Below are 18,498 nucleotides of genomic sequence, written 5' to 3'. Positions count from 1 at the left end.
TTCCATGTGGCGGCAGGTGGGCGCGGGGTTATCGCGGCCGTGTGCCGCACGGTGTCGCGCTTTCAGCCTGGTTGAACTGCTGGTCGTTCTGTTCGTGATTGTGTTGATGACGTCGCTCGCCACCCTCAACGTGGGTGATGGCGGACGGCAACAGGTGCTTGAATCCCAGGTGCGTGAGTTGCGCAATGTCGCGGAGTTCGCCCTGGAAGAGGCGCAGATGGCGGGGCGGGACATGGGTCTGGTGCTGGCGGTGGATGCGCGCGGTGCGCAAACCCAATACCTCTACGACTGGCGCGAGCGGCGTGCCGAGGGCTGGCGGTCGCCGGCGCTGGCGCGCGAGGTGCTGGCGCCGCGCACGCTGCCCGCGGAGGTCGAACTGGTGTTGCTGCTGGATGATATACCCACCGCTGATTTGCTGGCTGCGCCGCTGGCCGAGGACGCCGCGCCCCAGGTGGTGTTCTACGCCAGTGGCGAAGTGGCCCCGGGCGCTTTGGAATGGCGTGATCGAGACACGGCGAAAGTGCTTTGGCGGCTGGAGTGGGACTTGCTGGGGCGTATGACGATGTTGCCCCGGGGTGAGATCGATGACGCCTATCCGTCGCGCTAGTCGCCGTGCCCGCAGCGTGCGTGGTTTCACACTGGTGGAAGTGATGGTGGCACTGGCGATCGTGGCGCTCGCCCTGCCCGCGTTGTTGTTCGCCCTGCATCAGCAGGTGGACGGCACGGGCTATTTGCGTGACAAGTCGCTGGCGCAGCTGGTGGCCAACAACAAACTGGTGGAGTTGCGCCTGTTGAGCGCCGCACGGGGTGAGCTGTTGCGCGGCTCCGACAGCGGCAGTGAGGCGTTTGCCGGCCGCCCCTGGTACTGGCGGCTGGAAAGCACGCCGACCGAGGTGCAAGGTTTCTACCGGGTGGAAATTACCGTGCGTGCCGGTGAGGAGGATGGCGGGCCGTTGCTCTATTCCCTGGTCGCCTTCCTCGCCGCGCCGGGTGGCGAGCGGCAGGATAGCGTGGCGCGGCAGCGGGCAGAGGGTTTCCGTTTTGCGAGCTAGCGGCTTTACCCTGGTGGAAGTGCTGATCGCGTTGGCCATAACGGCGTTTGTGGCGGCGGTGGCGTACACCGGTCTGTCCACCGTTATCAACGGCGTCGAGAGTACCCGCGGGGTTGCTGAGCGCACCTGGGAGGTGAATCGTGCCCTCCAGATACTGCAGCGCGACCTGCGACAATTCGTCGACCGGCCAGTCCGGGATGAATTCGGCGAGCAGGAGCCGGCCCTGATGGGGGGGCCTGCCGCGCGCTTTCTGCTCAGCTTTACCCGCACCGGCTGGCATAACCCGACGGGCCAGCCGCGCAGCACGCTGCAGCGGGTCAACTATGTGTGGCAGGAAGACAGCCTGTGGCGCGAGAGCTACGCCGTGCTGGACCGTGCGGGTTCGACCGAGCCGCAGCGGGTGCGCCTGCTGGAGGGGGTGACAGGGGTTCAGATCACGTTTCTGGCCTCGGTGGCGGCCTTGCAGCCGGGCGCCCGGGGCACTGAGGTGGATACGCGCAATTGGCCCGATAATTGGGTGCTGGATACCAGTCAACCGAATGCCACCCTGGCGCCCCCGGCGGCGCTGGAACTGACGCTGGAGCTGGATGATCTCGGCGACCTGCGGATGTTGTATGCACTGCCGCCCTTGTAGCCCCGGTATGCGCCTGGCAGAGCGCGGCGTGGCACTGGTGGTCGCCCTGTTGGTGTTCGGCCTGTGTGCTGCCCTCATGGTCGCCATGCAGCGTGAGTTCACCCTGTTTGCGCAACGCGGCGCAAATCTGTTTTTACAGGACCAGGGCTATGCCTACCTGCGCGGGGCCGAAGAGCTTGCCGCGGTGGCCCTGGTGATGGATTACGACGCCGACCAGTCCCGTGCGCAGCCGCGTGACGACAAGAACGAAATTTGGGCGCAGCAGGCGACCCCGTATCCACTGGACGAGGGCGGTTGGCTGGTCGGGTCGTTGCAGGATCTGCAGGGGCGCTTCAACCTCAATACACTGGCGGCAGCGCCGACTGAACCCGGGGAGGCGGGCCAGCGCTTCACCCCGGCCGAGGCCTTTTTCATCCGTCTGCTGCAGGCACTCCCGGATGCTGCGCTGGGGCAGGCCGAGGCGGTGGCGGTCACACGCGCTATCGGCGACTGGCTGGATGAGGACAGCATTCCCCGTGCGTTCGGCGCGGAGGATGATGTTTACAGTGGGCAGACGCCCGCCTACCGTGCGGCCAACCACCCCATGGCGAGCGTTAGCGAGCTGCGTGCGGTCGCCAACATGACACCGCAACTGTATGTGGCACTGGCGCCTTGGGTCACGGTCTGGCCGCGCACGCCGGCGCCGCTGAATATTCACACGGCATCGCTGCCCTTGCTGCGCGCGATCAATGGTGACGGTGAGCTTACCCCCCTCAGCGAGGCCCAGGGCGACGCACTCTGGCAGACGCAGCAGGAGGAAGGCGGGTTTGCCGACCTTGAGACGTTCCTCGCCCATTCCGTTTTCGGCGAGAAGACCATGACCGACGCGGGTAGCCTGTTGGGGGAAAGCTCCTCCTGGTTTCTGCTGTCTGCGGAGGTGGAAGTTGCCGAGCGCAAGATGCGCTTGTACAGTGTCCTGCAGCGCGACAAGCGCGCGGTGCGGCCAATCGTGCGAGCGATGGGCAGCCTGTGACCCGCTCGCCATCCCCCGGATTGATGACAACGGAGAGAACTCTGTGCAGAACCTAGCCATCGTACGCCTGATGGATGATGCGCTTGTCTGGTATCCACCCGGTGCGGGTGAGCAGCCGCGGCCGCTGGGCAGTGCTGAAGAGGTCGCAAACTTCGTCGTCAGTCTGCGCAGTTCGCGCTGGCAGGCATGCTTCGCAGCCCCGGGTGCCGATGTGCGCTTACTGTCGCTGGAGGTAACAGCGGCAGAGAAGAAGCATCTGGCGCGGGCATTGCCGTTCATGTTCGAGGAGCAGGTTGCCGAAGACGTAGACGCTCTGCATTTCGCCTCGCGGGCACTGGATAAAACCCGCTATGCGGTGGCGATGTGTAGCCACCGGGCGATGGCGTACTGGGCGCAGCGCCTGTCGCATCTGCCGGATTTGCCGCGGTGGGTGCCGGAAACGCTGCTGCTTCCGTGGCGTGCGGGTGAATGGTGCCTGGTCATGGATGGCACGCAGGTACTGGTGCGCAGCGGTGAGGCCGAGGGCTACGCGGTGGAGCGCGAGCTGCTGCCCGCCGTGCTCGCGGCTGCGGCTGAGGCAGAGATGCCGGAGACCGTCATTTTCTATGCGGCCGATCAGGCAGCCGCACTCGATTTGCTGCCAGCGGCGCTGCGGGAGCGTGTGCAATGGCGGCAGGGTAACCTCTGCAGCGCATTACTGTTATCGGCTGATGACGCGGCATTGAACCTGCGCCAGGGCGCTTATGCGCCACGCCTGCCGCTGGTGCAATGGTGGAACTACTGGCGTGTCGCCGCCAGTTTACTGCTCGGCGCGTTCGTCTTGCAGCTGGCGGCGACATGGGCGGACTACCGCGCCCTGGCAAGCGAGAATCGGGTGTTGCGTGGCGCGCTGGAGACAAGTTACCGCCAGGCCATGCCCCAGGGTGCGCTGGTGGACGCCGAGCGACAGCTGCAACGGCAGCTGGATAGCCTGCGTGGTGGACCCGGCGCGGGCAGTTTCGTGCCCTTGCTGGAGCGCGCCGGTCGCGTGATTGCCGAGCGTCCGGCCATGCGGGTACTCAGCCTGAACTACAACCAGCGTGGCGGCGAGATGCGCCTCAATATTGTTGCCAGCGATTTTTCTGCGGTTGAGCAGCTGCGTGCGGGGCTCACCGATGCGGGTCTGGCGGCTGAAATGGAGAGCAGCAGTGCGCAAGGTGACGGGGTGCGAGCCCGCATCCGGGTGAGGGGCGCGTGATGAAAGCCTGGTGGGTGCGCCTCACGGTGCGGGAGCAGTCCAGCGTGCTGGTGTTGGCGGTGGCTGTGGCGGTGTGGTTGCTGTGGGTAGCCCTGTGGTCGCCGATGGCTGCCAAACGCGATCGCATGGCGGAGCAGAACAGCGCGACAGCGGAAACGCTGGTGCGCGTGGATGCGCTGTCAGCGCTGGTATTGCAGGCGCGGGAGGGTAATACGCCGGTGCGCTCGGGCAGCAATCTCGCCGCAGTGGTCAATCAGAGTACCGCCCGTTACGGCCTGTCAGTGAGCAGGTTGCAACCGGGTGCGCGGGGCGACCTGCAGGTGCGCCTGGAAAACGCCCGTTTTGCCGATCTTGCGGCCTGGCTGCATCAGCTCGAAATGCGTGAGGGCCTGGTGTTCGCAGAAGTTGCGATCACACAGGCGGGCAGCGCGGGCCTGGTCAATGCGACGGTGCGGATCGGTCAGCCATGAGCCGCGCGCAGCTGCTCGCGGGGGTCGCCGCCCTGCTGTTGTTGATTGTCCTGCTGCTGGCGGGCGCGCCTGCGCACGTGCTGAATCGTGTTCTCGCGGGTACGCCGGTCGCGGCTGACGGCTTGTCAGGTACGGTGTGGAGTGGCCGCGCGAGCCGTGTGCGGGTGTCCACTGATGCCGGCATTCTGCATCTGGGCGAGGTGACCTGGTCCTTGCGTCCGCTGTCGCTGCTCGTGGCGGCCCCCACACTGCGTATACACGCCCGCTGGAGTGACCAGGAACTGGCGGCTGTTGTCGCCTGGCGTGGCGAACGCGAGGTCATCCTGTCCGATGTCGAGGCGCGATTTGATGCAGCGCTGTTGCGACACCTGGCGCCGATAGCCCTCACGGGGCGAATGACAGCCCAGGCCGAGACGCTGCACCTGCGCGACGGTTTGCCGCTGGAGGCGACCGCGCGGCTGACCTGGCAGCAGGCGGCCTGGGATTCACCGCAGGGTCTGCTGCCGCTGGGCAGTTACGCCGCGGATATACGGGATACCGGCCCCGGGGTTTTGGCCGGCACCATAGTCACGCTCGCCGGCCCCCTGCGTGCCGAGGGAGAGTTGCAGTTGCGACAGCGCGACTATAGCATCGCCATTTTACTGACCCATGACGAAACCTGGGATCCGCTGTTACAGGAAGCGCTCGCCCTGCTGGCGCGGCCAGTGGCGGCGGGCTACGATTTACGCCTCGATGGCGCCCTCCCGCAGTAGGGTCACTGACTTCGAACTACCAACAGGATCACGTGTTATGAGCAAGCCCGGCCAGCGCAAGTACGAGTGTGTCATTTGCGGTTTTATTTACGATGAAGCCCTGGGTATTCCGGAGGACGGCATTGCGCCCGGCACCCTCTGGGAAGATCTGCCCGAGGACTGGGAGTGCCCGGACTGCGGTATCTCCAAGGCCGATTTTGACCTCATGGAAGGTTGAGCCTACCCACTTTCTGGAAAACCCTGATGACGACTGCACACCGGCTGCAAGCCCTGCGCCAACTGATGGAGGAGCGGGGTTACGATGCCCTGGTCATCCCCCGTGCCGATGAACACCTCGGCGAATATATTCCGCTGCACAATGAACGCCTTCTCTGGGTGTCCGGATTTACCGGCTCGGCGGGCGTGGTTGTGGTGCTGCGCGACAGTGCGGCGATTTTTGTCGACGGGCGCTACACCGTGCAGGTCCGACAACAGGTGGATGTGGCCCATTTCAGTTATCAACACCTGATCAACACGCCCCCGGCCAGCTGGCTGGCCGCGGCATTGCCCTGCGGAGCACGGGTCGCGGTAGACCCACGGCTGCACAGCCTGCAGTGGTACCGCGACGCCGAGGACACATTGCAGGCCTCGGGTGTCGTGTTGTGTGCGGATGCGGACAACCTGGTCGACCGTTGCTGGCACGATCGTCCTGCGCCAGACGTGCGTCCGGCGCTGTTGCTGGACGACGCGTTTAGCGGTGAGTCCAGCGCCAGCAAACGCGCGCGCATCGCGGCAAGCCTGGAAGGTCACCGCGCCGATGCTGCACTGGTATTCGCGCCGGACTCCGTATCCTGGTTGCTGAATGTGCGCGGTCTGGATGTTCCCTGCCTGCCGGTATTACAGGCGATGGCGCTGATCTGGCGTGACGCCTCGGTCGACCTTATCGTGGACCCACAGCGTATGCCCCCGGGCTGGCAGGCGCACTGCGGAGCAGACGTGCGCCTGCACGCTCCACAGGAGGCCGCGACACTGCTCACCGGCCAGGCTGGCCAGCGTGTGGTGGCGGACCCCCACACGGCCAATGCCTGGTCGCAACAATGCCTGGAAGAGGGCGGTGCAACCCTGATCGCCGCGCCCGACCCGGTGCTGCTGCCCAAAGCCTGCAAGAACGCCGTGGAGATTGCGGGCACGCGCCAGGCGCACGTGCGCGACGCCGTTGCCGTGGTCCGTTTCCTCGCCTGGCTGGATGCGCAGCTGCAGCATGGCCGGTATCACGACGAGGCGGGGCTGGCCGATCAGCTGCTTGCCTTCCGTGAGGATGGCGAGCACTTTCAGGGGCCCTCGTTTGACACCATCTCGGCGGCCGGGGGCAACGCCGCCATGTGCCACTACAATCATCGCAACGCCACGCCGGCCCGGTTGCCGCCTGACTCCATTTATCTGGTGGACTCCGGGGGTCAGTATACTGACGGCACAACCGACATCACCCGCACGGTGGCCATTGGCACGCCGGCGGCGGGGGTGCGCAAGCTCTTCACACTGGTATTGCGGGGTCACATTGCACTTGACCAGGCACGCTTCCCCCGCGGTACCACCGGCACGCATCTCGACGTGTTGGCGCGCCAGCCGCTCTGGCGTGAGGGCTTCGATTACGACCACGGCACCGGCCACGGTGTCGGGGCCTTTCTCAGCGTGCACGAAGGGCCGCAGCGGATCAGCCGGGCGTGGAGCGCAGCAACGCTTGAGCCGGGCATGATCCTCAGCAACGAACCGGGCTACTATCGCGACGGCGAGTTCGGTATTCGCTGTGAAAACCTGGTGGTGGTGGAGGCATTGAACGGCGAGCTGGAAACGCCGATGTACGGCTTTGACGTGTTGACCCTCGTGCCTTTTGACCGGCGCCTGATTGAAGTCGGCCTGCTGTCGCCTGCTGAACAGGCCTGGATTGATGCCTATCACCGGCGCGTGGAAGATACGGTAGGGCCCCTGCTGGACGAGCCTGACCGGCAATGGCTGGCGCAGGCCTGCGCGCCATTGATTGCCAGCTGATGCGTTAAGGGGTTTTGTGTACACTGCGCAGAATAATCAGAACTCGGAGAATAGAGCACCATGGCAATAGCGGCAGCGGATCACTGGTCTTCGCGGTTTGCGTTCCTCATGGCGGCCGTCGGGTTTGCGGTGGGCTTGGGGAACATCTGGCGGTTTCCCTACATCACGGGTGAAAATGGCGGCGCCGCCTTCGTCATCGTCTATTTGCTCTGCGCCTTCTGTATCGGCATGCCTATCCTGATTGCCGAGCTTATGGTGGGGCGGCGCGGCCAGGCCAGCCCGCCGGAAGCCATGGCCGTGGTGGCCACAGAGAGTGGGCGCAGTCGCCAGTGGCAGTGGGTCGGTGGTATGGGACTGCTGGCGGCCTACACCATCGAGATTGTCTACGCAGTCATTGTGGGCTGGGTGCTCTGGTACCTGTTCAAAGCGGTGACGACCGGTTTTACCGATGTCGATGCCGTGAACGCTGCCGCACAGTTCACCGCGGTTCAGGGCGATACCTTGGGCATGCTGTTCTGGACCCTGGTCGGTCTGGGCATCACCGGGTTGATTATATATGCCGGCGTCAAGGATGGCATTGAGCGCGCGGTGGTCGTGATGATGCCACTGATGTTCCTCCTCCTGGTGGGCCTTGCAGCCTACAATTATTTTGCCGGGGGTTTTCACGCCGCGATCGATTGGCTGTTCACGCCGGATTTCAGCAAGATCGGTCCCGACGCAGTGCTGGCCGCGATTGGCCAGGCCTTTTTCTCCATCGGCGTGGCCATGGGTGGCATGATGATTTATGGGTCCTACCTGCCCAGGTCGATTTCCATCGGCCAGTCTGCATTGATCATTGTGGTGGCGGACACAGTGGTGGCCCTGCTGGCCGGTCTGGTGATTTTCCCGGCTGTGTTCAATTACGGACTTGATCCGGCGGCCGGTGCCGGTCTCATTTTCCAAACCCTGCCGGTGGCCTTTGCCCAGATGCCCGGCGGACATGTCTTCAGCGTACTCTTTTTCACCATGCTTTCGGTGGCTGGTATCACCTCCATGGTCGGACTGGTGGAGTGTGTGAACGCCTGGATAGAAGACCGCTATGGCATGCCACGGCACCGCAGCGCTCTGTTGGTGATTGGCTCGGTTGCCGTGTTCAGCGTGCTGAGCATTCTGTCCTACAACGTATGGGTCGACTTCAGCCTCGGTGGCCGGAATTTCAACGACACCATGGATTACTTTTCCAACCAGATCCTGTTGCCCCTGGGTGGCCTCATGATCGCCGTGTTTGCCGGCTGGGTCACGACCGCGCGGGCCAGTCGCGACGAACTCTGGAGCATGAGTGGCATGAGCTATGGGCTATGGCGCTTCATGATCCGGTTTGTGGTGCCACCTGCGCTGGTGGTCATTTTCGTGCGGGGTGTTGCTGGCTGACTTTACGCCTGGTTGACCGTGCAAGCACGGGCTTGAGCCCGCGGAGTTCCTATGTTCACTGCTATCAATGACTTCCTCTGGGGCCAGGTACTCATTCTGGTTCTGGTCGCCGTCGGGTTGTTGTTCACGGTAGCCTCACGTGGCGTGCAGTTCCGCTATTTTGGTCGTATGTTCGGTGTGCTGCGCGGAGGCATGCACCACGAACGTGGTCAGGTAAGCTCGTTTCAGGCTCTGGTGGTGTCGGTGGCCGGGCGCGTGGGCAGTGGCAATATCGCTGGAGTGGCGGTCGCCATTACGCTTGGCGGTCCAGGTGCCGTATTCTGGATGTGGCTGATAGGCCTCATGGGTATGGCAACGAGTTTTTTCGAGTGCTCTCTGGCGCAGTTGTTCAAGCGTACTGAACCCGATGGCAGCTTCCGTGGCGGGCCCGCCTATTACCTGACCCACGGTGTTCGCCAGCGCGGTCTCGCGGCGGTCTACTCCGTGTTGTTGTTGCTGACCTTCGGCCTGGGATTCAATGCCGTGCAGTCCTATGTGGTAGCCACATCGCTGGCCGAATCGTTCGGCGTGGCCACCTGGGCCACCGGCGCGATCATGGTGCTGGTGCTTGGCAGCGTGATATTCGGTGGTATTCGTCGGATTGCCCTCGTGTCCGAGATTATCGTGCCGGTCATGGCACTCATGTATTTTCTTGCCGCCCTGGTGGTGATTGCCTTGCACATTACCGAGGTGCCCGCAGCGCTCTGGTCCATTGTGCAAAGTGCGTTTGGCATTGAGCAGGCAGTGGGCGGCGGGCTCGGCGCCGTCATCCTGCAGGGGGTAAAGCGCGGCCTGTTCAGCAACGAGGCGGGGCTGGGCAGTGCCCCCAACGTGGCGGCTGTGGCGCTTGTGCCGCACCCGGCCAACCAGGGTGTGGTGCAGGCGTTCAGCGTGTTCATTGACACCATGATCATGTGCAGCTGCACCGCGGTGATCATTCTGCTGTCTGATGTCTACCAGCCGGGTGCCCCGGATGTGGATGGTGTGCTGCTGACCCAGCTCGCCATGGGGAGTCACGTGGGCGGCTGGGGTGCCACCTTTGTGTCCGTTGCGCTGGTGCTGTTCGCATTCAGTTCCATTCTTTATAACTATTATCTCGGCGATAACAGCCTGAGCTTTTTCAGTGACGACAACCCGACAGTTGCCAATATTTTCCGCGTTGCGGTGCTGGGGCTGGTGTTTTGGGGGTCGCTGCAGGATCTGAGCACGGTGTTCGGTTTTGCCGAGCTGACCATGGGCTTGCTGGCGCTGGTGAACCTGGTTGGCCTGGTGTGGATGTACCGCATTGGCATGCGCCTGCTACGCGACTACGACACCCAGTTGCGCCAGGGTGAGGAACCTCGCCTGCGACCGGATGACTGGCGCGATCTGGATATCGACGAGAAGTCCTGGCCGGGTTAAACGTCTGTTTTCGGGTGCATGCCCCGCGCTTACAGTACAGGTGAAAACAGGCGAGCAGCGCCGGTGGCAAGCGGAAACCAGGCGGGCTTGGCCGCAATTTCAGCAGGCGTTACCTCGCGACATTTCAGCAGATCAGCCTCGAGCATGGCCTGCACCTCGCTGGCAAAACGCTCGCCATCCACCAGCAGCGTAATCTCGAAGTTGAGCCGGAACGAGCGGTTGTCGAAATTGGCGGTGCCGATACCGGCGAGGTGGTGGTCCATCAACAGCACTTTCTGGTGCAGGAAGCCACCCTGGTAGCGGTACACCTTCACGCCCGCGGGTAGCAGCTCACGGGTGAACGACCAGTTGGCCATGCCTACGACAGGTCCATCGGGTTCGTCGGGAATCATGACGCGCACATCGACACCGCGTAGCGCGGCGAGCTGCAGGGCCGACACGATGCTTCTGTCGGGAACAAAGTAGGGGCTCGCGATCCAGATTCTCTCTTTCGCGGCCACAATGAGCTGCAGGAACATGAGCCCGGCTTGCTCCAGTATGCTGGAGGGGTCGGACGGAAACACGAGCACATTCTCTGTGCCGTGGTGGGCATCCTCCGCGTCCGGCTGTACGACGCTCAGTGAGGTTTGCGTAGCCCAGCGCCAGTCGGTGGCAAAGGCCAGTTCCACGCCCAGCACGGCGGGCCCCTGCAGGCGCAAGTGCGTGTCACGCCAGTGCCCGATATCCGGATCCAGCCCCAGGTACTCGTCGCCAATATTGTGGCCACCGACCCAGGCCGTATGGCCGTCGACAACGACGATCTTGCGGTGATTCCGGAAGTTGAGCTGGAAGCGATTGCGGCGCCCCTGCGTGGTATTGAAAGCGGCAACCTGCACGCCAGTCTGGCGCAGCTGGCGACACAACCCCGTGCGGTGAAAATTGCGGCTGCCTATTTCATCGTAGAGCACATGTACGCTGACGCCTGAGCGCGCCTTGTCCGACAATACCCGGCCGATGCGTCGGCCCAGGTTGTCGTCGCGAATAATGTAAGACTCGAGCAGGATGTGGTGTTGGGCGGATTCCAGGCCGCGGAGAATACTGTCGAAGGTCTGCTGGCCATCAACCAGCAGCTCGACAGCATTGCCCCCGGCTGCAGGAATACCCGTGAGGTTGAAGAGGGCGTTGTAGACGGGTTCGGCGGGGGAGCTGAAGACCAAATGTTTGGACACCTCGGCTCTTGTTTGTTGCAACAGCTCGCGGGTTTCCTGCTCCACGGCATTGCGCTGCTCCAGATAACCGTCGAACTTGGTGCGCCCGAATACCAGATAGCAGGGCACGGCAAGATAGGGCACGGCGAGCAGGGAGATGGCCCAGGCGATGGCGCCCTGCGCCGTGCGTACGTTGATGATGGCCTCGACGGCAGACACGATGCCCAGCGCATAGAACAGGACCACCGCAACGGCGATGACCTCGGTGTACATTTCCAGCCCCAAACCGCCTACCCGGCACCCGCCAGTAAATGGCGGTGCAGATTCTGGATGTCGTTGGAAGTCAACTGCAGGCCGTCGCGCACGTACGCGTCAAAACTCCCCCAGCGTGCGTCTATCTCGTCGAACCCGGCCTGCAGCCAACGCGCATCGACACCGAGCATGGTTTCTACGGTGGATGCTGCCGCCTCGCCCTTGAATACCCGCAGCAGCATCAGGTCCTGGCTGCGGGCCTCCAGCGACGGTTCACGACTCGCCAGATAATCCGCCATGATCTGCTCTTCGGGTACGCCCAGAATCCTCAGCAGTATTGCGGCGGCAAATCCGGTGCGATCTTTCCCCGCCGTGCAGTGCCAGGCCAGCGGACGGCCCTCGGCGGCGAGTACGGTCTGTATGAAGCGGCGGTACTGGGGCGTGAATTCGTCCGCAAACTGGCGGTTGGCCTGCAGCATGAAGTCATCGGCGTTGAAGCCAGCGAGATCGCCGCTGTCGATCCTGGCATGCAGGTCATGTATCAGGGCATCGTTGCCGGAATCGAGAATCGGGATGCTCAACTGCGTGAACGTGGTGTCTTCGGGTAGCCGGCTGGGTTCGTCTTCGCGCTCGGCACTGGAGCGAAAATCGATCAGGGTGTCGAGTTGCAGGCGCTGCAGCTGCTGTAGATCACTGCGCGAAGCATTGGCCAGATGCCCGGAGCGGTAAAGCCTGCCCCAGGCAACGCTGTGTCCGTCCCCGGTGGTGTAACCGCCCAGGTCGCGGAAGTTGTGAATACCCTCGAATGCCAACAGGCGCGCGTCTTTGCGCTCGGCGGCGGGCAGCTCCACCGGCAGTTGCACGGGGGCAGGGGGAATGAACTGGATGACGGCGAGGGTGATGAGAAACGCAGCCAACAGGATTTTGTACCAGAACGCTCGTGACATGCGGTATCCGTGTAGATGAAAGCCCCACGCAGGATAGCATTCCCGCGCGGACGATCGTAGCCGCTTGTTCGAGTAACGTGTTCGAGCACCCTACTCGAGTAATTCGGGTTGCTCCGCCACGATAACGTCATATAGCGGCTGAAAACTGAACCAGCCGGCCAGGGGGGAACCCACCGTGGCGCGCGTTTGCCGGGCGCAATCGGCGTCAATCAATCGCGGTGTACCGGCGGCCTCGGCCAGCAGTTGTGCCTGGCAGGAACGCTCCATGGTGATAAACCACCAGGCAGCCTCTTCAACGGTTTCTCCCACCGTCAGCAAGCCGTGGTTCTGCAGGATGGCCGCCTTGTTGTCGCCCAGTGCCGTCGCGATGCGCTCGCCCTCACCGTTATCCAGTACCACGCCGGTGAAGTCATCGAACACGACATGGTCTTCGAAGAATGCGCAGGCGTCCTGCGTAATCGGGTCCAGTGGTCGCCCCAGGGATGCCCAGGCCTTGCCATACAGGGAGTGTGAGTGGGCTGCCGCCGTTACCCGTGGATTGGCCATGTGAATACGTGAATGGATGGTAAAGGCAGCGCCATTGAGGAGGCCGTCGCCTTCCACCACCTCGCCTGTGTGGCTGACCAGCAACAGGTCGGATACGCGCATCTGCTTGAATGAGCGGCCCATGGGGTTCACCCAGAAGTGGTCACTGTGTTCGGGGTCCCGCACGGTGACGTGGCCGGCCACACCCTCGTCGAAGCCGAACTTGCCGAACAGGCGCAGTGCTGCCGCGAGGCGCTGCTTGCGTTCGGTGCGCAGCTCGCTGCTGGATTTCTCGGTGGATTCACCCCCCATGCCGGTGGTGTCCCGGTTCATGATGATGGCATTTGCAGTATTCATGTCCTGGCCCTTTTCTCTGTATATTACTGCTGCAGTGTAGACGTTTTTGACCTGAGGTTGGCGTCAAAGACCTTACATATTAATTAAATCTAATATATCGTTACCGCAAGCAGCCGGGGTGAAGCAGTCATGGCGGAAATGGATGCAGGTGCAATGGCCGCACAGGCCAAGCAGGCGGTCGCCCTGCTCAAGGAACTCGCCAACGAGCAACGTTTGCTGATTCTCTGTACGCTGGTGGAGGGTGAGCGTTCTGTGGGTGCCTTGAATGCCGACATCGAACTGTCGCAGTCGGCCCTTTCTCAGCACCTTGCGCGCTTGCGCGAGGCCGGTCTGGTCACGGCGCGGCGGGAGGGGCAGCAGGTGTACTACTCGCTTGCCGCGGGTGAGGTGGCCGCAATTCTGCAGGTCCTGCATACCCTGTATTGTGGCGAGGAACAGGGCAAGTCATGAGCCACCCGCTGGATCGGGTTGTGGCGTACGCACTCGGTGGTGGCTTGCCCAGGCTGTTGTTCGCAGTGGGCTTGCTGGCTGGAATCCTGTCACTGTGGCTGACGCCGCGAGAGGAGGAGCCGCAGATTGTCGTACCCGTTGTGGATGTGTTTGTTGAGGCGCCAGGGCTCTCCGCCACGCAAGTCGAGCGGCAAGTGGCGGTGCCACTGGAAAAGCTGCTGGCCCAGATTCCGGGCGTTGAACATGTCTACTCCACCACAACGGCTGGCCGTACCACCGTCACGCTTTCCTTCTACGTGGGCGAAGAGCGTGAAGCGGCATTACTCAACACCTATAACAAGCTCTACTCCAATCCACACTTGCTGCCTGCCGTAGTCAGTCAGTGGCACCTGCGCCCGGTCGAGGTGGATGATGTCGCGATCGTGGTACTGGCGCTGTGGTCGGATACCCCGGAGCGCTACAGTGACTTCGATCTGCGCCGCGTGGCCGATGAGTTGAGTACCCACCTGCAACGCCTGCCGGACTCGGGTGAAGTGACGGTGACCGGTGGACGCGCGCGGCAGGTGCAGATACTGCTGGACCCGGAGCGCCTGGCCGCACGGCGCACCAGCGCGTCGGAGGTGCATGCGGCCCTGTCGGTATCCAACCTGCTGCAACCCGCCGGACGCTGGACTTACAACAATACGTCGATCCTGCTCGAGAGCGGCGATGCACTGCGCGGTGCACATGAACTTCCCGAGTTGGTAGTGAATGTGATTGACGGCGTACCGGTGTATCTGCGCGATGTTGCGCGCATTGTCGACGGCCCGCAGGAGCCCAGCCATTACACCTGGATCAGCTTCGCCGGGGAGCGCACGGCTGCCGGGACCGACGCCGCTGCCCGCTACCCGATGGTCACGCTGAACGTTGCCAAGAAGCCCGGCACCAATGCCGTGGGTCTGGCGCAGCGGGTCCACGCGGAGCTCAATACCCTGCAACGGGAGCTGCTGCCCGCCGAAATGCAGATGCGCGTGCTGCGCGACTACGGGCAAACCGCCAACGAAAAGGTCAACAATCTGGCCAGCAGCCTCGGCTTTGCCATCGTGACAGTGGTGGTTTTCATCAGCGTATTCCTGGGGTGGCGCGCGGGTCTGGTGGTGGGCCTCGCCGTGCCCATTTGCTACGGCTTCACCCTGGCACTGGATATGGCGTTTGGTTATACCATCAACCGGGTAACGTTGTTTGCGCTGATTCTCGCTCTGGGCCTGCTGGTGGATGACCCGATTACCGGGGTTGACAATATTGCGCGCAACTTTGCCGGCGGCAGCGGACCGCGGACACGGCGCATTGTCGACGCCATGGCGGAAATTCGGGTCCCCCTGCTGATGTCCACGTTGACCATTGTGGTCGCTTTTCTGCCGCTGGCCTTTATCACCGGCATGATGGGGCCGTATATGGCGCCGATGGCCTTTAATGTGCCTGTGGCCGTCATCAGCAGCACATTGGTCGCCTTTCTGGTAACGCCCTGGCTCGCCGAGCGCCTGTTGCCCTCTGTTGATAGCCCCGCTCTGGAGGCAATCGCGGGAGACCCCGCCCCTGCGGGCGGTGCCTACGCCCGGTTTATGCGTCCTGTGTTGATGCGGCGCGGCAGGGCACGGCTGGTGGTCTGGGTGGTGCTGGTGATGTTCATGGGCGCCGCGAGCTTGCCTCTGTTGCGGCTGGTGCCCTTGAAGCTGCTGCCCTACGACAACAAGAACGAAGTGCAGGTGCTGGTGGATCTGCCTGAATCTGCCACGCTGGAACAGACAGCGGCGCTGAGCCAGCGCGTGGTGCAAACACTGCTGCGGGTGCCTGAGGTGGAAGCGGCAGCGGTGTTTGTTGGCGAGCCCTCGCCGATCGACTTCAATGGCATGGTGCGCCGTCACTACCAGCGGGTGGCGCCGCACCTGGCGGATATCCGGGTGGTTCTGGTAGACAAGAACCGGCGCGAGCAGCAGTCCCACGGTGTTGTGCTGCGTCTGCGCGAATTGTTGGCACCGCTGCAGAAGGAGGGCGTTAACCTGCAGGTGGTTGAGGTGCCGCCAGGCCCGCCGGTGATGAGCACGTTGGTGGCGGAAGTTTACGGCGCGACGCTCACACCGTATGACCGGCAACAGGCCGCTGCCCGGGAGCTTGCGGCGCGCTTGTCGCGCGAAGCACACGTGGTCGAGGTGGATACCTCGGTGCAGGCAGCGCAACCGCGTTGGCGTTTTGTTGTCGACAAGCCCAGGGCGGCCCTGTCCGGTGTGTCGACTGCCGATATCAACGACACCATTGCGATGGCCAATGAAGGCGTCATTGCGGGCTTCTTGCAACAGGCCAGCGAGGCCAAACCCCTGCCGCTGTTGCTGCGTCTGGCGCCGGAAGAGCGCATCTCCCCGCACGACTTTGCGCGCCTGCAGGTGAAAGGGCGTGCCGGTATTACCCAGGCCAGCAAGGCCAGCGGTCTCGACGCCGCGCCGCAGCCACTGGTGGCGTTGGGTGAGCTGGGTCACTTTCGGCAACTGACTGCTGATCAGGCCATTTACCGCAAGGATCTGCGCCCGGTGGTCTATGTCAGCGCCGAGCTGTCAGGGCGCCCACCGGCTGACGTAATTGCCGACATTGTCGCCGATGAGGGCGCTGGTGAAGGTAGCACCAATGATTGGCAGGGACGCACGTTTCTCACCGCAGGCGGCGGCGATGGATGGGCACTGCCGCCGGACATCGAGGTGCGCTGGACGGGAGAGGGCGAATGGCGCATCACGGTAGATGTGTTTCGCGATATGGGGCTGGCTTTTGCCTTTGCCCTGTTGGCGATTTTCTTTCTGCTGCGGGTGCAAACGGCTTCATCGGCGCTGTCGCTGATCATCATGGCGGCCATCCCGTTAACAGTGATCGGCATCATGCCTGGGTTCTGGTGGTTGAACACGGTGGGTGAACGTACCGTGGCAGGCGCCCCCGATCCCGTTCTGTTCACGGCAACGGCCATGATTGGCATGATTGCGCTGGCGGGGATCGTGGTGCGCAATTCACTGATCCTGGTTGAGTTTGTCACCCAGGCGCGCAGTCGCGGCGCCTCTATTGTCGATGCCCTGCTGGCGGCGGGGCATGTGCGCATGCGTCCGGTGCTGTTGACGGCGGGTACAACGCTGTTGGGCAATCTCGTGATTATTCTCGACCCGGTCTTCAGTGGCCTGGCCCTGGCTATTATTTTTGGCATCATCGCGTCGACCCTGCTGACATTGGTGGTGGTACCGGTGGTGTATCTGCTGGTCTTTGACCGCGAGCGCGGGGAGGTTTCAGGCGATGCGTAGTATTTTGCGGTGGGTGCCCGCCGTGGCGGCAACAGCGGTGCTGGTGCTGCTGGTGGCGTGGATGGCGGGCGTCTTCGATAACCGGCTTGCGCCCGGGCTCAAGCCCCGCTCCGACCAGGCACAACAACCCGCCTTTCGGGTCGTGGAGGAGCTGGTTGCGGTCACCGAGCCGGTGCCAGGGTCCGTGGAGGCGAAGCAGGCAACGCTTGTGGCATCGCGGATCATCGCCCGCATCGAGCGTATTCTGGTGCGGGCCGGTGATACGGTCAGAGCAGGGCAGCTACTGCTGGAACTGGAGAAGACCGACCTGGAAGCGCGGGTCGCCCAGGCCGGCAACCAGATTACGGCGGCGCGGGCGCGCTTCACCGAAGCAGAGCGCAACTTGCAGCGCAGTATCGAGTTGCAGCAGCGCGGTCTGTTGTCAGCGTCTGACCGGGAGGCAGCGCAGGCAACACGGGACAGCCTGCAAGCTGACCTGCAACGCACGGAGCAGGGGCTGGAAGAGGCGCGCGCGGCGCTGGCTTACGCCTCGATTCACTCGCCACTCGACGGACGGGTCGTTGATCGCTTTGCCGAGCCCGGTGATATGGCCGCACCGGGAACCACATTGTTGTCGCTTTATAATCCGCTGTCGCTGCGGGTCGAAGCCAGCGTGCGTGAGCAGTTGGCGGTCACTCTTACCGTGGGCCAGGCTGTGTCTGTGAGCTTGCCGGCGCTGGATAGCGCCGTGCAGGGTAGTATCGAGGAAATTGTGCCAGCAGCCGAGCCTGGCTCGCGCAGCTTTCTGGTCAAGATCCGGTTGCCCTACGACGACCGCTTGTTGCCGGGGCTCTATGCGCGGGTTGACGTGCCGGCGGGCAGCGAGCGGCGCATGCGCGTGCCCGAGGCATTGCTGGCGCAGGTCGGCCAGCTTTGGGTGGCCACGGTCGCCGGCCCCGAAGGGCCTGAGCGACGCTTCCTGCGCGTCGGGAAACGCGACGGCGATGGCCGCGTCGAGGTGGTTGCCGGGCTGCAGGCCGGGGACGAGCTGCTGCCGCTGGCGCAGAGCAGTGAGCGTTAGTCAGCCGTCCTTGCGCAGGTTGTCGGGGCCCCAGTAGGCCTTCATGCTGCTGATCTTGCCCTCGTCGTTGAATTCGAAGACATCGATGACGTCAATCTGCATGCCCGGCATCACCACATGAAACGGGAAAGCAACCGCGTTACCCGCGCAACGCGCCTGTCCTGACAGGCGCAGTTTGGCGCCGGCTCCCAGCGCACCCTGATAGAATTCGCAGATAGCATCCAGCCCGTGGTGGGCGTCAGTGCCCACAGGGTCCTCCACAACCGCGTCCTGTGCGTACATGCTGCGAATGATCTCGACGTCGCCCTTTTCAAACGCCTCAACGTAACGCTCCACCATCGCGATCTTGTCTGCATTGTCCATAATTGCCC

General features: G+C 63.3%; 18 protein-coding genes. 14 read left to right on the top strand and 4 right to left on the bottom strand.

Translation table 11 applies throughout. The features are described 5' to 3' along the window. The first annotated feature begins 4 nt into the window (after positions 1 to 4). From EGJ68_RS14560 to EGJ68_RS14510, 11 genes are read left to right on the top strand one after another with little or no spacing between them, the layout of a single operon-like run. Positions 5 to 607 carry a GspH/FimT family pseudopilin gene (locus tag EGJ68_RS14560; RefSeq protein WP_158283683.1) on the top strand — a complete coding sequence of 201 codons (603 nt, stop codon included), beginning with the start codon at positions 5 to 7 and terminating at the stop codon, positions 605 to 607. Beyond that, complete coding sequence (gspI, locus tag EGJ68_RS14555; protein WP_123035270.1) at positions 585 to 1,052, top strand: type II secretion system minor pseudopilin GspI; 468 nt, start codon at positions 585 to 587, stop codon at positions 1,050 to 1,052. Before EGJ68_RS14560 ends, gspI begins: the two co-directional genes overlap by 23 nt. After that, a complete protein-coding gene (gene gspJ / locus EGJ68_RS14550; RefSeq protein ID WP_233248841.1) occupies positions 1,042 to 1,686 on the top strand; it encodes a type II secretion system minor pseudopilin GspJ in 645 nt (214 codons plus the stop codon). The genes gspI and gspJ overlap by 11 nt, the downstream gene beginning before the upstream one ends. Further along, complete coding sequence (gene gspK / locus EGJ68_RS14545; RefSeq protein ID WP_158283682.1) at positions 1,667 to 2,698, top strand: type II secretion system minor pseudopilin GspK; 1,032 nt, start codon at positions 1,667 to 1,669, stop codon at positions 2,696 to 2,698. The genes gspJ and gspK overlap by 20 nt, the downstream gene beginning before the upstream one ends. A gap of 43 nt (positions 2,699 to 2,741) precedes the next feature. After that, positions 2,742 to 3,935, top strand: a complete 1,194-nt coding sequence (gene gspL / locus EGJ68_RS14540; protein ID WP_123035267.1) for a type II secretion system protein GspL — start codon at positions 2,742 to 2,744, stop codon at positions 3,933 to 3,935. Beyond that, positions 3,935 to 4,405, top strand: coding sequence for a type II secretion system protein GspM (gene gspM / locus EGJ68_RS14535; protein WP_123035266.1), 471 nt, complete (start codon positions 3,935 to 3,937; stop codon positions 4,403 to 4,405). The genes gspL and gspM overlap by 1 nt, the downstream gene beginning before the upstream one ends. Then, the gene (gspN, locus tag EGJ68_RS14530) at positions 4,402 to 5,157 is read left to right on the top strand and encodes a type II secretion system protein N (RefSeq protein WP_123035265.1); all 756 of its coding nucleotides are present in this window, start codon (positions 4,402 to 4,404) and stop codon (positions 5,155 to 5,157) included. The genes gspM and gspN overlap by 4 nt, the downstream gene beginning before the upstream one ends. A 37-nt stretch (positions 5,158 to 5,194) precedes the next feature. After that, positions 5,195 to 5,374, top strand: coding sequence for a rubredoxin (locus EGJ68_RS14525; protein ID WP_123035264.1), 180 nt, complete (start codon positions 5,195 to 5,197; stop codon positions 5,372 to 5,374). A gap of 26 nt (positions 5,375 to 5,400) precedes the next feature. Next, on the top strand, positions 5,401 to 7,185 hold the full coding sequence (locus tag EGJ68_RS14520; RefSeq protein WP_123035263.1) for an aminopeptidase P family protein: 1,785 nt from the start codon (positions 5,401 to 5,403) through the stop codon (positions 7,183 to 7,185). A 60-nt stretch (positions 7,186 to 7,245) separates the two neighbouring features. Then, positions 7,246 to 8,595 carry a sodium-dependent transporter gene (locus EGJ68_RS14515; RefSeq protein ID WP_123035262.1) on the top strand — a complete coding sequence of 450 codons (1,350 nt, stop codon included), beginning with the start codon at positions 7,246 to 7,248 and terminating at the stop codon, positions 8,593 to 8,595. Between the two features lie 51 nt (positions 8,596 to 8,646). Next, on the top strand, positions 8,647 to 10,035 hold the full coding sequence (locus tag EGJ68_RS14510; protein ID WP_123035261.1) for an alanine/glycine:cation symporter family protein: 1,389 nt from the start codon (positions 8,647 to 8,649) through the stop codon (positions 10,033 to 10,035). 29 nt (positions 10,036 to 10,064) lie between these two features. On the opposite strand, the gene cls is transcribed toward EGJ68_RS14510, so the two are convergent. The 3 genes from cls to EGJ68_RS14495 form a co-directional block, all read right to left on the bottom strand. Continuing rightward, a complete protein-coding gene (gene cls, locus EGJ68_RS14505) occupies positions 10,065 to 11,507 on the bottom strand; it encodes a cardiolipin synthase (RefSeq protein WP_233248840.1) in 1,443 nt (480 codons plus the stop codon). Between the two features lie 5 nt (positions 11,508 to 11,512). Next, positions 11,513 to 12,421 (bottom strand): tyrosine-protein phosphatase, encoded by a 909-nt coding sequence (locus EGJ68_RS14500; RefSeq protein WP_123035259.1) that lies wholly within the window; start codon positions 12,419 to 12,421, stop codon positions 11,513 to 11,515. Positions 12,422 to 12,511: 90 nt separating this feature from the next. Further along, entirely contained in the window at positions 12,512 to 13,279 is a 768-nt protein-coding gene (locus EGJ68_RS14495) for a class II aldolase/adducin family protein (protein WP_408609915.1), read from the bottom strand. Between the two features lie 153 nt (positions 13,280 to 13,432). Here EGJ68_RS14495 and EGJ68_RS14490 point away from each other — a divergent pair, with 153 nt between their 5' ends. Genes EGJ68_RS14490 through EGJ68_RS14480 form a run of 3 tightly spaced genes read left to right on the top strand, consistent with a single transcriptional unit; the run spans position 13,433 to position 18,127 of the window. Beyond that, a complete protein-coding gene (locus EGJ68_RS14490; RefSeq protein WP_199228057.1) occupies positions 13,433 to 13,753 on the top strand; it encodes an ArsR/SmtB family transcription factor in 321 nt (106 codons plus the stop codon). Continuing rightward, positions 13,750 to 17,067 (top strand): efflux RND transporter permease subunit, encoded by a 3,318-nt coding sequence (locus EGJ68_RS14485; RefSeq protein ID WP_123035257.1) that lies wholly within the window; start codon positions 13,750 to 13,752, stop codon positions 17,065 to 17,067. The genes EGJ68_RS14490 and EGJ68_RS14485 overlap by 4 nt, the downstream gene beginning before the upstream one ends. Beyond that, positions 17,060 to 18,127, top strand: a complete 1,068-nt coding sequence (locus EGJ68_RS14480; protein ID WP_123035256.1) for an efflux RND transporter periplasmic adaptor subunit — start codon at positions 17,060 to 17,062, stop codon at positions 18,125 to 18,127. The genes EGJ68_RS14485 and EGJ68_RS14480 overlap by 8 nt, the downstream gene beginning before the upstream one ends. On the opposite strand, the gene EGJ68_RS14475 is transcribed toward EGJ68_RS14480, so the two are convergent. Further along, positions 18,128 to 18,490, bottom strand: a complete 363-nt coding sequence (locus EGJ68_RS14475) for a nuclear transport factor 2 family protein (protein WP_123035255.1) — start codon at positions 18,488 to 18,490, stop codon at positions 18,128 to 18,130. Positions 18,491 to 18,498 lie beyond the last annotated feature (8 nt).

The sequence above is a fragment of the Haliea alexandrii genome (assembly GCF_003719295.1).
Taxonomy (GTDB): domain Bacteria; phylum Pseudomonadota; class Gammaproteobacteria; order Pseudomonadales; family Halieaceae; genus Haliea; species Haliea alexandrii.
The sequence above is the reverse complement of the archived record's forward strand: the minus strand, read 5'-3'. Positions and strand labels throughout refer to the sequence as shown.

Bases quoted from the DNA above. Each gene is read 5' to 3' on its own strand.
- EGJ68_RS14560 (WP_158283683.1), top strand. From the start codon at position 5: ATGTGGCGGCAGGTGGGCGCGGGGTTATCGCGGCCGTGTGCCGCACGG.
- gspI (WP_123035270.1), top strand. From the start codon at position 585: ATGACGCCTATCCGTCGCGCTAGTCGCCGTGCCCGCAGCGTGCGTGGT.
- gspK (WP_158283682.1), top strand. From the start codon at position 1,667: ATGCACTGCCGCCCTTGTAGCCCCGGTATGCGCCTGGCAGAGCGCGGC.
- gspM (WP_123035266.1), top strand. From the start codon at position 3,935: ATGAAAGCCTGGTGGGTGCGCCTCACGGTGCGGGAGCAGTCCAGCGTG.
- gspN (WP_123035265.1), top strand. From the start codon at position 4,402: ATGAGCCGCGCGCAGCTGCTCGCGGGGGTCGCCGCCCTGCTGTTGTTG.
- EGJ68_RS14525 (WP_123035264.1), top strand. From the start codon at position 5,195: ATGAGCAAGCCCGGCCAGCGCAAGTACGAGTGTGTCATTTGCGGTTTT.
- EGJ68_RS14520 (WP_123035263.1), top strand. From the start codon at position 5,401: ATGACGACTGCACACCGGCTGCAAGCCCTGCGCCAACTGATGGAGGAG.
- EGJ68_RS14515 (WP_123035262.1), top strand. From the start codon at position 7,246: ATGGCAATAGCGGCAGCGGATCACTGGTCTTCGCGGTTTGCGTTCCTC.
- EGJ68_RS14510 (WP_123035261.1), top strand. From the start codon at position 8,647: ATGTTCACTGCTATCAATGACTTCCTCTGGGGCCAGGTACTCATTCTG.
- EGJ68_RS14500 (WP_123035259.1), bottom strand. From the start codon at position 12,421: ATGTCACGAGCGTTCTGGTACAAAATCCTGTTGGCTGCGTTTCTCATC.
- EGJ68_RS14495 (WP_408609915.1), bottom strand. From the start codon at position 13,279: ATGAACCGGGACACCACCGGCATGGGGGGTGAATCCACCGAGAAATCC.
- EGJ68_RS14490 (WP_199228057.1), top strand. From the start codon at position 13,433: ATGGCGGAAATGGATGCAGGTGCAATGGCCGCACAGGCCAAGCAGGCG.
- EGJ68_RS14485 (WP_123035257.1), top strand. From the start codon at position 13,750: ATGAGCCACCCGCTGGATCGGGTTGTGGCGTACGCACTCGGTGGTGGC.
- EGJ68_RS14480 (WP_123035256.1), top strand. From the start codon at position 17,060: ATGCGTAGTATTTTGCGGTGGGTGCCCGCCGTGGCGGCAACAGCGGTG.
- EGJ68_RS14475 (WP_123035255.1), bottom strand. From the start codon at position 18,490: ATGGACAATGCAGACAAGATCGCGATGGTGGAGCGTTACGTTGAGGCG.